At 45.2% G+C, this 12,584-nt stretch carries 14 protein-coding genes; 9 read left to right on the forward strand and 5 right to left on the reverse strand.

Annotation, left to right across the window (positions count from 1 at the left end; genetic code table 11):
- The first annotated feature begins 206 nt into the window (after positions 1-206).
- Both AC2A4J_RS01505 and AC2A4J_RS01510 read left to right on the forward strand, forming a co-directional pair.
- Positions 207-509, forward strand: coding sequence for a type II toxin-antitoxin system RelE/ParE family toxin (locus AC2A4J_RS01505; protein ID WP_484174623.1), 303 nt, complete (start codon positions 207-209; stop codon positions 507-509).
- The gene (locus tag AC2A4J_RS01510) at positions 506-805 is read left to right on the forward strand and encodes an addiction module antidote protein (RefSeq protein ID WP_205113106.1); all 300 of its coding nucleotides are present in this window, start codon (positions 506-508) and stop codon (positions 803-805) included. The genes AC2A4J_RS01505 and AC2A4J_RS01510 overlap by 4 nt, the downstream gene beginning before the upstream one ends.
- A gap of 21 nt (positions 806-826) precedes the next feature.
- On the opposite strand, the gene AC2A4J_RS01515 is transcribed toward AC2A4J_RS01510, so the two are convergent.
- The 5 genes from AC2A4J_RS01515 to dgt are packed head-to-tail and all read right to left on the reverse strand — an operon-like array spanning position 827 to position 4,500.
- Complete coding sequence (locus tag AC2A4J_RS01515) at positions 827-1,429, reverse strand: DNA-3-methyladenine glycosylase I (protein ID WP_484174624.1); 603 nt, start codon at positions 1,427-1,429, stop codon at positions 827-829.
- A gap of 3 nt (positions 1,430-1,432) precedes the next feature.
- Positions 1,433-1,831, reverse strand: a complete 399-nt coding sequence (locus AC2A4J_RS01520; protein ID WP_484174625.1) for a GFA family protein — start codon at positions 1,829-1,831, stop codon at positions 1,433-1,435.
- 5 nt (positions 1,832-1,836) lie between these two features.
- Complete coding sequence (locus AC2A4J_RS01525; protein ID WP_484174626.1) at positions 1,837-2,292, reverse strand: N-acetyltransferase family protein; 456 nt, start codon at positions 2,290-2,292, stop codon at positions 1,837-1,839.
- 29 nt (positions 2,293-2,321) lie between these two features.
- Entirely contained in the window at positions 2,322-2,960 is a 639-nt protein-coding gene (locus AC2A4J_RS01530; protein ID WP_484174627.1) for a Vat family streptogramin A O-acetyltransferase, read from the reverse strand.
- A 13-nt stretch (positions 2,961-2,973) separates the two neighbouring features.
- Positions 2,974-4,500: a dGTPase gene (gene dgt / locus AC2A4J_RS01535; RefSeq protein ID WP_484174628.1), complete on the reverse strand. Its 1,527-nt coding sequence runs from the start codon at positions 4,498-4,500 to the stop codon at positions 2,974-2,976.
- Positions 4,501-4,713: 213 nt separating this feature from the next.
- On the opposite strand from dgt, the gene AC2A4J_RS01540 reads away from it, so the two are divergent.
- The 7 genes from AC2A4J_RS01540 (at position 4,714) to AC2A4J_RS01570 (ending at position 12,565) form a co-directional block, all read left to right on the forward strand.
- Positions 4,714-6,399 (forward strand): phosphotransferase, encoded by a 1,686-nt coding sequence (locus AC2A4J_RS01540; RefSeq protein ID WP_484174629.1) that lies wholly within the window; start codon positions 4,714-4,716, stop codon positions 6,397-6,399.
- The gene (locus AC2A4J_RS01545; RefSeq protein ID WP_484174630.1) at positions 6,392-7,333 is read left to right on the forward strand and encodes a GAK system ATP-grasp enzyme; all 942 of its coding nucleotides are present in this window, start codon (positions 6,392-6,394) and stop codon (positions 7,331-7,333) included. Before AC2A4J_RS01540 ends, AC2A4J_RS01545 begins: the two co-directional genes overlap by 8 nt.
- Positions 7,330-8,430, forward strand: a complete 1,101-nt coding sequence (locus AC2A4J_RS01550) for an HprK-related kinase B (protein WP_484174631.1) — start codon at positions 7,330-7,332, stop codon at positions 8,428-8,430. Before AC2A4J_RS01545 ends, AC2A4J_RS01550 begins: the two co-directional genes overlap by 4 nt.
- Before the next feature lie 49 nt (positions 8,431-8,479).
- Positions 8,480-9,805, forward strand: coding sequence for a metallophosphoesterase (locus tag AC2A4J_RS01555; protein ID WP_484174632.1), 1,326 nt, complete (start codon positions 8,480-8,482; stop codon positions 9,803-9,805).
- Between the two features lie 5 nt (positions 9,806-9,810).
- Complete coding sequence (locus tag AC2A4J_RS01560; RefSeq protein WP_484174633.1) at positions 9,811-10,080, forward strand: amphi-Trp domain-containing protein; 270 nt, start codon at positions 9,811-9,813, stop codon at positions 10,078-10,080.
- A 152-nt stretch (positions 10,081-10,232) separates the two neighbouring features.
- Entirely contained in the window at positions 10,233-12,218 is a 1,986-nt protein-coding gene (locus AC2A4J_RS01565; RefSeq protein WP_484174634.1) for a HAMP domain-containing methyl-accepting chemotaxis protein, read from the forward strand.
- Positions 12,219-12,322: 104 nt separating this feature from the next.
- Positions 12,323-12,565, forward strand: coding sequence for a DUF1272 domain-containing protein (locus tag AC2A4J_RS01570; protein ID WP_484174635.1), 243 nt, complete (start codon positions 12,323-12,325; stop codon positions 12,563-12,565).
- Positions 12,566-12,584 lie beyond the last annotated feature (19 nt).

Below are 12,584 nucleotides of genomic sequence, written 5' to 3' on the forward strand. Positions count from 1 at the left end.
TTTTCTTCAAAAGTAAATTTCTTATATGATATTTTTTGTTAGCTTATAGCGCGTAAACTCCTTCCTCGCTTTATCAATCTTCTTCCGCATAAAACAGTCTTCTGCATGGTCGTTGATGAGTCCCATGGATTGTATGAAAGTGGAAAAAAACATTGAGATTAGGTTAAAAAACAACCATACTGTATTCAAATGGATACGGATTTTTTATGTATGATATTAAACTCACGGATGAGTTCAACCTTTGGCTGCGCCGACTAAAAGATCACTCGACTAGAATTCGTTTGGCTCGCCGCTTAGAAAAGGCGTCACGTGGATTACTTGGCGATGTTAAGCCTGTAGGCGATGGTTTGTATGAAATGAGGGAGCATTTTGGACCAGGTTGGAGAATGTATTACGTTCAACGCGGGACGACTTTGATCATAATGTTGGCTGGTGGCGATAAATCGACGCAAAGCAGAGACATAGAATTGGCTAAACAGCGAGCCACAAAACTGGGTGAGACAAGATGACTTCAATAAAAGAACTGACCAACTTTGATATGGCTGAGCAACTTCGTACCGACGAAGACATTGCCACGTATTTGTCTATGGTGCTTAAAGATGGTGATACTGACGAGCTTATTCATGCACTTGGTCATATTGCCAAAGCACGAGGCATGACTCAGATAGCCAAAGACAGCGGGCTAGGGCGTGAAAGCCTTTACAAAGCCCTCAGATCCGGTTCTCGGCCGCAATTTGACACCATAGTAAAAGTACTTAAATCCCTTAATTTTGATTTGAAAGCCGTGATTCATACGCAAAAATGAGTGCATCAATGGGATGTGTTTTTATGGCCTCACAAACCCCTTCCTTGCTTTATCAATTTCCTCCCGCAGAAAACAGTCTTCCGCATGGTCGTTGATGAGTCCCATGGATTGCATGAAGGCGTATATGGTCGTTGGACCAACGAATTGCCAGCCGCGTTTTTTGAGTTCTTTGGAAAGGGCAACGGATTCTGGACAGGTGGTTTGGGTTTCGGGTGGTGGCAGGGTGTTCTCGTTAGGTTCATAACGCCAGATAAACGCGGCTAGCGAACCTTCTCTTTCGACCATTTCAATAGCGCGTTGCGCGTTATTAATCACCGCAAGAATTTTGCGTTTGTTACGCACTATGCCTTGGTTGTTAAGTAATTCTGCTATTTCTTTCTCACCAAATAATGCCACTTTATGAAAGTCGAAACTCTCGAAGGCGAGACGAAAATTGTCACGCTTGCTCAAGATCGTGCGCCAGCTCAAACCCGATTGAAAAGTCTCTAAGCAGAGTTTTTCAAATAAGCGCTGATCGTCATCGACAGGAAAACCCCATTCGTTATCGTGGTAATGAGGAAAGTCTGGCGCGGTGCTGGCCCACGCGCAGCGGGGTTTATTGTCTGACTCGGTATTTGTACCCATATGCTATGCCCTATCAGACGGATGGTTGACACCATCGGTGGTTTCTATTTCACCAAGATCATAAGGGTTCACTCCTTCAAGACACCCTATGTTGTAGCCGTATAAATCAGGAAAGGATCGACGCTGATGGTGAGTGTAAATTCCACAGTTTGAACAGAAAAAATGCTTGGCTGTGTTGGTGTTGAATTGATAAAGCTTTAACACATCATGGCCTTTTACTATGCGAAGGTTATCTAGCGTGACAGAACCTACGATGGCACCTTTACGACGGCAAATAGAGCAATCACAGCGCCTTGGATTTTCGATGCCGTTAGGCAGAGTTAATTCCAATTCAACTGCACCACAATGACAACTAGCTTTGTGTTTAAGTCTTATCTCTGTTGGGCCGACTTGTTTGATCATGATATTTACCTCTTCAAAGGTTTCAGCAAACACACCACGCGTTCTATTTCGTTAAAGCCAAGTTGTTTGTGAAGGTTCACGCTTTTTTCGTTGGTTATCGGTACGTCGCTTCCAAGTTCCTGAAAACCTTGTTGTTTGGCCCATTCCTCGGCGGCGTGAATCAAGGCTTTGCCAATACCTTGTCCTTGGCAATCCTGTGAAACAAACCAAGCTTCGATGTAAGGCGTGGTTTGCTGGCTACTGCCAGGGACATTGTCGCGAAGGTTCAGCTCGATAAATCCGATCATCTTTTGGGCATCATCAAGCGCAATCAACACCTCTTGTACATTTGGATAGCTTCCATGAAAGAAAGCATCGACTTCCGCTTGGCTGATATCTTTGATTTCTGGTAGAAACTCGATTCTTAGGGCTGACCAAGCGGCGGCGTCTGTTGCTTGTATGGTGCGGATGTTGATGGTCATGTGATTAATCTTCCTAGTACTTGCCTTGATTAGTCGTCTTTGGCGGCATGTAACCGATTCAAATCGGCACCGACAATGGCGTCTAAATGTTGGGTTATTTTCTCGGCGCTCCAGTCCCACCATGCAATGTCTTGTAATGCTTGAATGGTTAGCTCGTCAAAACGGTATTTGATGACCTTGGCAGGATTACCACCGACCACGCTGTAAGCTGGCACGTCTGATGTTACGACGGACTTGCTGGCGATGATGGCACCGTTACCGATTTGTACGCCGGGCATGATGGTGGCGTCGTAGCCGATCCAGACGTCATTCCCTATATTCGTATTGCCTTTGTAGGGTAAATCTCCTGCCTTTGGCGCCGCTTTTTCCCAACCATTACCAAAGATGTAAAACGGATATGTTGAGAAACCTGCGTTGGCGTGGTTGGCACCATTCATAATGAATTTAACGTCTTTTGCGATGGCGCAAAATTTACCGATAATGAGCTTATCGCCAATAAAATCAAAGTGATAAAGCACATTGTTTTCAAAACGTTCTGGCCCATCTGGATCATCGTAATAGGTATAATCGCCAACGATTATATTGTCTCGGGTAATGAAATTTTTGAGATAACCTACTTGTGGGAAGCCCTTCATCGGCTCTTTGTTATCTGGATTGGGTCCCTTCATATTGTCTCCTTTTCTAATCAATCACATGCAAGGCGCGGTATTCGTCGTAGGCGAATTGGTCGGTCATGCCGCTGATGTAGTCTTGAATTAAGCGACAACGAAAGTAAAACTCCCACGTATCGTCGCTGATGGATTCAAGTGTGCTGCCTTTGAAATGAGTTTTGAAGTCAGTCAGAGTTTTGTCTTCGATGGCGGCTCGATAGGCACGAATGTGTTTTTGTGAGAGTTTTCTAAATACTCTCGCCTCGTATGCGGGTGCTTTTATATCGTTGTCTAGAACCTTGTTGAAGCTGGCTCTGTCTAGTTTGAGTAATGGGGCATAAATATCCAGTAGTCCATTGATGATTCGGTAGCCTTGTAGCTCTTGTCCTTCTACTTCAGGCGTGCTGAAGGCGTATTTTCGAGCCACTGTTTTGAGTGTTTCGACCACTGCATGATGATAGCTACCATCCTCAATTAGGGCGTTGTTAAAAGAGCCGTGGAATACGGCATCGATATTGTCGATAAAACGTTTACAAGCGTATTTCGGCAGTTCTTTATTGATGCCTACACGCAGTCCAACAAAGAACATACTGTCGATTTTGTTTTGTCGATACATGGATTCGGCAGAGGCAATAATCTCATCCATCATTTGATTGACTGGCAGTTTGAAATCATCTGATTGGCAAGTATTGATAAATTCTTCACGTAAAATGTTTGGTAAATCCGTAATAGATAAAATGCCTTTCTCTTCGGCATCTTCGATATCAGCCACACCATAAGAAATATCGTCAGCGGCCTCCATTATGTAAGCGAAGGGGGAGCGTCTTCCTTCTTGAATATTTAACGCTTCTCTTAATGCTTTGATAAAGGGCGCTTCACTCAAATAAAAGCCGACCTTTTTTTGTAGGTAATTTTTGTCTGGCTTGGAAGTATCGCCACGACGAGTGTATTTTATAATGCCAGACAGTTGGCTATAGGTGAGGTTGAGCGCAAGTAAACTGTGTACCAAGCGAATGGCTTGAGCGTTACCTTCAAAGTTACAGATGTCACGTTTTAGCGCGGTCAGTTCGTCACTCAGTTGAATCTCTGTGGTATTTTTGTTTTCTTCTTGCTTGGTGAAGCGCGCCAAAAAAGTATCGCAGTGCTTCTCAAACCATTTGATCATTGTGTCTTCGCCAAAGTGACCGAAGGGTGGGTTGCCCACATCATGCATCAGACAAGACATTTCGACGATGGATTCGAATTGGCGGTCTAATCCAGCCAGTCCATATTCCTCTAGCTTTCCCTTGTCTTTCGATAAACTCTGAAATACCAACTGGCTAATGTATCGCCCAACTTGCTGAACTTCCATCGAATGGGTCAAACGACTGCGTACGGCAGCATTGCGCTCAAGAGGAAAGACTTGGGTTTTCTGCTGCAAACGACGAATAGCAGCGGAATTTATAATGCGTCCTCTGTCACTTTCGAAGTCGCCCTGTGGCGCTATTTTTGTGTCGTCAGAATTACGGCTGTTATGAAGGCGGTTAGATCGAATTTTTTGTCTAAAATTAATTGTCATGAAGCACATCCTTGATCTGAAAGCATTTCGTTTCATTCGATAGTAACGATATTTTGGACGATAAGTCATGTTTTAAGTGGTGGTGTTTTGAACAATTAAAGGGATGGTTCGCTTATTTATCATTCAGTTAGATACCGCGTTGTCACAGAAATGTCATCTTGATGCTTTCTACTGTCTGTATAGTCAAAGGTAAAAGTAGTAGGGAAAAATGTTATGCCTTCACCCCCAGTTGTGGCGACTCTGCAAGAGCATGTGTCTTTTCTCTTGCATGAGGTCGAAACACACTGTCATCTCGTTGAGCTTTTTTTTACATCAGGTTCTGTTGAGTTATTGTCGAGCATTCGTGGGCGTCGTGGTTATGTGCAAGCGCTGCGCGAAAAAGCCGATATTGAAACGGCGCGTTTATTAGAACGTCGCAAAGCCAATACCAGTTTTCATGCTCAAGTCAGTGGCATGCATACCTTGGTGATCGCCCTTGAGATGTTGACCAAGCATTGCTTCGATTGTGTCCGTGAGGGCACGCTAGAGGAAGCCTACGAGCATCCGACTGGGCCAGAGTGCCGCAAGTTGGTGAAACGTATCAGACGTGCTTTGCGCTTAGTGAAAGTCGGTGTGAGCGAAAATCGTCGACGAACGGGTATCAAGCTAGGCCGACGCACGCATAAGCTACTGGCAAGCTATAACGAGCTGCAAGCGTTAACTTTGCAAGCGAAGTTCGATCTGAGCGATGACCAACTGCGCGCTGCGATTCTAAGCAATGTCAGTGTGAAACGCCTGATAGAACAATTAGGCGTGGTGGCTGAAGCCTTGATTAAAGCGGATCTTGGCCAAGTGGCGACATTGCAAAATTACCCCCATTTATTGGACAGCGCGACCAACCTAAATTATGACCTGCGAGATTTGAAAGTTCGCCGCTTGGCGTTGACTCGCTCTGGCAGTGCGATTGCGGCGATTACTCATAAGGATGAATCTGGTAAAGAGGTGTTGGCGGTTTACAAAGAAGGCGATCGCGACAAGATTGAAGAAGAAGTGGCTGGCGTGAATCAATGGCGCAATATTGATCCTAGATTAGCCCCTAGCGTTCTTTCTCAAACAGGCACATCTCAAATCAATGGGAAGAGCGATGACAGCAATGGGCAATCGTCTTTATTGATCGAACATATTCCGGGAAAGACCTTGGAAGCTTTGTTACTCGATGGTGACCAAGAGGGCACACAAGCCGCGCTAAAAGTCTTATTTAAAACCCTTAATCAAACATGGAAAGCCAGTCTAACGCCGGAGTCTTGTACGGCGAATTTCATGAAACAACTGCAAAAACGCATTGGCGACAGTCGTAAGGTTCATCCTGAATTTTTTAAAGACGAAGAACGCATTTGTGGTTACACCAGTCTAAGCTTTGATGAGTTAGTACGTCGCGTAGCGGTACACGAAGCTCAATGGCGAGCGCCTTTTTCCGTGCTGACCCACGGGGATTTTAACGTCGATAATCTGATTTACGATGACGCGGAAAAACGTGTGTATTTTATTGATCTGCATCGCGCGTCTTACTTTGATTATGTTCAGGATTTGTCGGTGTTAATGGTCTCTATTTACCGCTTGCAAGTATTAAGTGGTGAGACGCGAACACAGATGATGGAAAGCGCCAAAGAGGTGTATCGCTTTGGTCGACGCTTTGCTGCTCGCCAACAAGATGCCACGTTTGAGGTGCGCTTAGCCGCCGGGCTAGCCCGTTCTTTTGCGACTTCTACACGCTTTATTTTTGATAAAAAACTGGCTTCTCGAATGCATTTACGTGCTCGCTATTTGCTGGAGCGCTTAGCAAAGCTGTCGTCAGAAGAACGCACCACAGAACAAGCCCAAACATTTACCTTACCGCTTAAGGAGCTTTACGTTGAATAAGCCGAAAATCGGGGTCATTGGCATCCCGGGAAAATGGTCCACAGAAGTATTGGCGGATCGCCTTGAAGAGCGAACTGGCTTTCGTGCTGTGATCGATATGAGCCAAGTTGAATTGCGCTTAGACACCAATCAATTGATGTATCAAGACTTGGATTTGATGACGCTGGACGGTTTGATCATCAAGAAGATCAGCGAAGTCTATGCGCCTGCCACAGAAGACCGTATTCATCTGTTGTCTTATGCGGAACGCGGTGGCGTCAAACTGTTTAGCCCAACTCAAAGTGTGGGTAACTTGGTAAACCGCTTAAGCGGTACTCTGGCGTTACAGCAAGGCAATATCCCCATGCCAAAAACGCGTATCACAGAGAACCCAGAACAAGCCTTTGCTACAGTGCGAAAATTTGGCTCCGCGATTTTAAAGCCGCTGTACTCCACCAAAGCCCGCGGCATGATCATGTTAACCCAAGACGACAGCGATGAATTTGTTCGTAACGCGCTGGAAGAGTATCGTCAGAGTCAGTCGATTTATTATATTCAGCAAACCGTGAAACTGGATGGTCGAGATTTGGGCATGGTGTTTGTCGGTGGCGAATACCTTTGTACTTACGCGCGCGTCGGCAATAAAGACTCTTGGAACACCACGATTAATAGCGGTGGCAAGTATGAAAAATTTGAGCCTGATGCCGAGCTGATTGAATTAGGCCGCCGAGCGCAATCTTGTTATGACTTGAGTTTTACCACGGTAGATATTGCCCTGACCGATCAAGGTCCAGTGGTGTTTGAGGTGTCGGCTTTCGGTGGCTTTAAAGGCGCGTTAGAAGGTTGCGATATTGACGCTGCCACTGTGTACGCGGACTTTGTTTTACAGGAATGTGCCCTACAAAAAGGTGTTGTACAAGAAGGCGCATTGCAGAAGAAGGAGATGGCATCATGATTAAAACCCTATTGAACTTGCCCCATGTAAACGAAGCACTCAGTCATTGTGACGAAACGATTCGACTTCATTTTGCCGACTTGTCGGTTATCGTGCATTCCAATGAAGCCATGTTGTTGGCTGGTATTGCCGATTATTATCGTAGTTATTTGAAGACCGAGGCTCACACGACAACGTCTTTGAACTTGTATGTGATGGAGCAAAACGTCGTTGGCGATGAGCTAGATTGGTTAAATGTGCCACGTGAAGAAGGCAAACAAGGCCGTAAAGAAGGCTATCTTGATGTGGCTGGTGGACGTTGGATTAAAAAATTCAAAACCGGTATGGTGTTTTTACAGCGCCCAGATCATGCGGTTGCTGTGGGCCCTTGTGCGTCTAACTTGGCACAAGTTATTAACTTCATTAACAATCAGTTTTTGAATCATTACTTACGTGAAGGCTTCACCTTGGGCCACGCGTCGGCGTTTTGTGTAAATGGCCAAGCTACAGCCATCGCCGCTGGATCAGGCGGTGGCAAGTCCACCTTGATGCTGCGTTGTCTGGAAAACCCTGAGCGTGACTTTCTCACCAATGATCGACTGTTGCTAAAAAAGACAGAGTTTAAGAAAGCTGATGGAGGCACTCAAACCATCGGCTTGGCAAAGCTGCCACGAGTAAACCCAGGCACCTTGTTGCACGCCGAGCGTTTACGTCACATCTTGCCAGAAGCGCGCCAACAAGCCTTGCGCCAAATGCCGCAAAGTGAGCTGTGGTCTTTGGAAGAAAAATACGATGTTCAAATCGAAGATGAATACGGCCCAAACCGTGTTGTTTTAGCTGCAAACCTGTCTCGTCTCATCATGTTGGATTGGTCATTAGACAGCGCTGCGCCGACGCAATTAGAGTCGGTTGATTTGTCGTCTCAGGCTGAAGTCATCGAAGGGTTGCGTAAGCGCCCAGGGCCGTTTTATCAAGATAAGAAGGGTGAGTTTGCCGATCTGAACGCCATTGATTCTGTGGCGCACTATTGTAGTGAACTGGCGAACGTGGACGTTTATCGACTCACCGGCAAGATCGACTTTGATCGTGCATATGAATTAATCGCTGCGTTGGATTAAATGCCACGCGCCTGATTAATGGCTGTTTTAATAGAAAAGGTAATCAACAATGCAAAGCCCCATCCCAACCGTCATAGACCGTCCTCATCATGCTGACATTATCGCTCGTTTACCGAGCGAGTGGACCGCTTGGCCTCGGGATGAAAGCTCGGTAAATAGCCATGTTTTAGAAGCCAACAAAACACCTTCTTTATTCAAGAAAAATAAGCTGCGCTGGCCAAAACGTTCCGTGGTGTTTATTTCTGACCCTCATGCGGATGCTGTGGCTTTTGAAAATTCCTTGATCGCGGCAGGCGTGGCAGAGCGCAAGAAAAAATCGGGCTTGGGGCATCTTTCTCTGACCAAAAAAGGCAGGCAGTCTGAGATTATCGTTGGTGGTGATTGCTTGGACAAAGGGCCGAGTAATCTTGAATTACTGCGTAGTGTCAAACAGCTTTATAAGCTAAAAGCGCGGGTGACTTTATTGGCTGGTAATCATGATTTACGGTTACTGATGGGCTTGTTAGCGTTGGCGCGTAAAAAAGACGTGGGTAATCAGCATTTTTTCGTGCGCATGGGCAAAAAAGTTGTGCCGCTGTTTCGTGAAGTCTTCGATGAATATTTAGCGGATACAAAATGGGATAAGAAAATTCCCGATGAAGACGAGTGTCGAGAGTTGTTATTCCCAGGAGATGACTGGTTTAAAGCGTTCCCATTTCACGCGGCCGGCTTTTTGACTGCAGAAGGCATCGACCGTGAAGTGCGCAAGATGGAATCGAAAAATCACAGTTTCGAGAAACACTGCTTGTCAGCCGGATTGAGCTTACGACAAGTGTATGCGACCTCATTGAAATGTCAGCAGTTGTTTTTGCACAAGAAGGGCGAATTCAATTGGTTTTTCCGCAAGATGGAGTTGGTTGCAAAGCGTGGTTCATTCTTGTTTTTGCATGCAGGTTTAGATGACAGCATGGGGCAAATGCTACTGAAAAGCGGCACCAAGTATGCGAATAAAGCCTTCCATCAGAACTTGAAGCGTCGTGACTTGTTTAGTTTTTACTACAGCTCGATCGCCAACACGTTTAGAACCAAATACCGCGACGCCGACTTACCATTGACTCATCGAGGCGTTAAGGCCATTCACAAGGCCGGTATTCATGTGGTTGTTCAGGGGCATATTAACCGCCAGCAAGGCCAACGAATAACCATCAAAAAAGGCTTGGTACATGTGGAAGCGGATATCACCTTAGACTGCCATTCTCGTACCGCTGAAGGGTTAAAAGGCCACGGTATTGGTGCGACCTTGATTGGTAAAGACACTGGCGTTGTTGGGCTAAGCTGTGATTACCCGACCGCAAAAGTCATTTCGGCCGAAGAACTGCAAGGAATCTACGGATAAGCATTATGAAATCGAAAACAGAATTTAAATACGAAGCCTTATTGGATGCCGACGATATTCAAGATGTCCTAAAAGCCCTGTCAAAAGGTTTGTCGAAAGGCAAACTGGAATTTAACGAAGAAAAAGAAGGCACGTTAACGCTTGATCCAAAAGGTCTAATGCGTCTTAAGGTGCGTGCTTATGAAGATGAAGACAGTCAACAATTCGAAGTCAAAGTTCGTTGGGAGAAACATCCTAAGCGACTTAATAAGACAGCACCAAATATTCAGTCTTGAAGCTGCTTTCCATCTCAAGGAGCGTTTTTAGTTGAGTAAAAGCGCTCTTTTTATATACATTACAAATAAATACAAAAAAATTTGCTTTTTTTGCACATATCCTTCTACTTTTGAATAACGGATGTCTCGTTATTCAATTTGAGGTAAAGGAAATGCTCACCTTTTCAAGAAAGTTATTCTTAGGTTTTTCGGTTGTCATTCTTCTGTTAGCTATTGTCGGCTCCACGTCGTATTTTGCTTTAACTAATACATCAACGGGTTTTGAAGAATACCGCTCTCTGGCGAGAGCGACTAATGCTGTTGGGCGTGTACAAGCGAATATGCTGATGGTGCGTATGGAAGAGAAGAGTTACATAGCAACAGGACATGTGAAAAACAAAGAGGCATTTGATTTTTATTGGGGGAAAACTCAGAACTTAATTGATGATGCATCAAAAGACCTTCATAAACCGGAAGGTAAGAAAATTATAGGTGAGTTGGAAAATTCATTGAAAAACTATGTTGCTGGTTTTGAACAAGTTGTCACGTTCAAAGAGCGAAGAAACGCCTTGTTTAATAATAGTTTGAGTACTGTTGGTCCTGCGATCGAAAGTAACCTGACCCAAATATTAGTTTCTGCAAAAGACGATGGTGATATGGCGGCGGCTTACAATGCGTCATTGGCTACAAGAAGTTTGCTGCTTGCGCGTTTGTATGTGATGAAGTTTCTGGATTCCAACGAGCAGGTAGATGTTGATCGAGTCGATCAGGAATTTTCGGACCTTGATGAACAATTAAAAACCCTAGAAAGTGAATTGAAAAATCCAGCCCGCAGAGTCTTAATAGCTACCGTTATTCAAGATGTAGCGACCTATAAACAGGCATTTTCCGAAATAGTTTCTGTCATCGTCGAGCGTAATGACGTAATCAACAAGACATTAAACCCAGTGGGTGCTGAGGTTACTCAGCTGACAGAGGGCCTGAAGTTAGATATTAAGAAAAACCAAGACATACTTGGCCCACAACTGATAGATAGCAATGAAACCGCCATGTATGTGATTGAGGCGATTGTCGTTATTGCGATTTTACTGGGTGGTGCGATTGCTTGGATGATTACTCGTTCTACCACGTCGCAATTAGGTGGTGATCCTGCGTTGGTAACGAATGTTGTTCGACGTGTCGCTGATGGGGATTTAGAAGTTTATTTGCCGAATAATAACGAACAAGAAGCCAGCTTATATGCCGCGATTCAGAACATGGTGAAGAGCTTAAAGGCCAAAGCGGTTCTAGCTCAAAAAATCGCCGATGGGGATTTGACGGCAAAAGTGGTTTTGGCATCAGACAAAGACAGCCTTGGGCAAGCCTTGCAAGACATGGTGAAGAATTTAAATACGATTCTCATGGATATTCAGAATGCAGGCGATCAAATTGCTGCTGGCAGTTCACAAGTATCAATCTTTAGTCATTCTCTTGCTGAGGGCGCGACTCAACAAAAAGACAACTTACAGACGATTTCGGCGGCATTGGAACAGTTGTCAGTGCAAACCAGTGAAAACGCCGAAAGCGCTAAAGAGGCGAATCTGCTAGCTGATAAAGCTCAAAAAGCGGTCGTTGAAGGCCAAGCACAGATGCGAGAAATGATTACAGCGATGAATGAAATTAAAGGCGCTGGAGAAAGTATTGCTGGCTTCATTAAGACGATTGATGAAATCGCCGAGCAGACCAATTTACTGGCGCTTAATGCGGCGATTGAAGCGGCAAGGGCGGGCGAGCAAGGACGAGGCTTTGCTGTTGTGGCCGATGAAGTGCGTGGCTTGGCTTCTAGAAGCACAGGGGCCGCGGCTGAAACGGCGAAGTTGATACAGCTATCATCGTCTAAGACCGCAAATGGTGTGGCTATTGCTGGAAGCACAAATAAATCGCTTCAGGCAGTGTTTGACGGCATTAGTGAAACATCGGCCATTGTTGCAAAGATTGCCTCTGCCAGCGGTGAGCAAGCTTTGGCGGTGAATGAAGTCACTCAAGCCATGTCTTCTGTTGGTGACGTTGTTGAGTTAAATGCAGCGGGTTCTGTTGAGGGGGCTGCCGCAGCGGAAGAACTCAATGGTCAAAGTACGGCGATGAAACAAACGATGGCGCGTTTTACCCTAGCGAGTTGATCGTTAACTAGCTATTTTCGGTTTATTGTTCGCCACCTATAAGGTTTGGGTGGCGTTTCAATACTTTAGATAGTTATTTTTTCGAGAATGCTGAAGGGTGACGTATGTTAGCGCTAAGACCAAATTGCGAGTGTTGTGATAAGGATTTACCACCGTCGGCTGCAGATGCCATGATTTGCAGTTTTGAATGTACTTTCTGCCTCGATTGCGTTCAGACTAAGCTTCCTAATGGCCGCTGCCCAAACTGTGGTGGCAACTTAGTCTCAAGGCCTATTCGCCCCGCCAATAAACTGGCAAACAATCCTCCTTCTAGTAAACGAGTGCTTTCTGAATGCAAAGCTAAATAGGGCTTGTTTATTGTTTAGA

It is taken from the genome of Marinomonas sp. ATLA20, assembly GCF_057180105.1.

What these genes read in the sequence shown, in the direction of transcription:
- AC2A4J_RS01565 (WP_484174634.1), top strand. Translation starts at nt 10,233, where the DNA reads ATGCTCACCTTTTCAAGAAAGTTATTCTTAGGTTTTTCGGTTGTCATT.
- AC2A4J_RS01530 (WP_484174627.1), bottom strand. Translation starts at nt 2,960, where the DNA reads ATGAAGGGACCCAATCCAGATAACAAAGAGCCGATGAAGGGCTTCCCA.
- AC2A4J_RS01510 (WP_205113106.1), top strand. Translation starts at nt 506, where the DNA reads ATGACTTCAATAAAAGAACTGACCAACTTTGATATGGCTGAGCAACTT.
- AC2A4J_RS01525 (WP_484174626.1), bottom strand. Translation starts at nt 2,292, where the DNA reads ATGACCATCAACATCCGCACCATACAAGCAACAGACGCCGCCGCTTGG.
- AC2A4J_RS01540 (WP_484174629.1), top strand. Translation starts at nt 4,714, where the DNA reads ATGCCTTCACCCCCAGTTGTGGCGACTCTGCAAGAGCATGTGTCTTTT.
- AC2A4J_RS01515 (WP_484174624.1), bottom strand. Translation starts at nt 1,429, where the DNA reads ATGGGTACAAATACCGAGTCAGACAATAAACCCCGCTGCGCGTGGGCC.
- AC2A4J_RS01560 (WP_484174633.1), top strand. Translation starts at nt 9,811, where the DNA reads ATGAAATCGAAAACAGAATTTAAATACGAAGCCTTATTGGATGCCGAC.
- AC2A4J_RS01570 (WP_484174635.1), top strand. Translation starts at nt 12,323, where the DNA reads ATGTTAGCGCTAAGACCAAATTGCGAGTGTTGTGATAAGGATTTACCA.
- AC2A4J_RS01555 (WP_484174632.1), top strand. Translation starts at nt 8,480, where the DNA reads ATGCAAAGCCCCATCCCAACCGTCATAGACCGTCCTCATCATGCTGAC.
- AC2A4J_RS01505 (WP_484174623.1), top strand. Translation starts at nt 207, where the DNA reads ATGTATGATATTAAACTCACGGATGAGTTCAACCTTTGGCTGCGCCGA.
- dgt (WP_484174628.1), bottom strand. Translation starts at nt 4,500, where the DNA reads ATGACAATTAATTTTAGACAAAAAATTCGATCTAACCGCCTTCATAAC.
- AC2A4J_RS01520 (WP_484174625.1), bottom strand. Translation starts at nt 1,831, where the DNA reads ATGATCAAACAAGTCGGCCCAACAGAGATAAGACTTAAACACAAAGCT.
- AC2A4J_RS01550 (WP_484174631.1), top strand. Translation starts at nt 7,330, where the DNA reads ATGATTAAAACCCTATTGAACTTGCCCCATGTAAACGAAGCACTCAGT.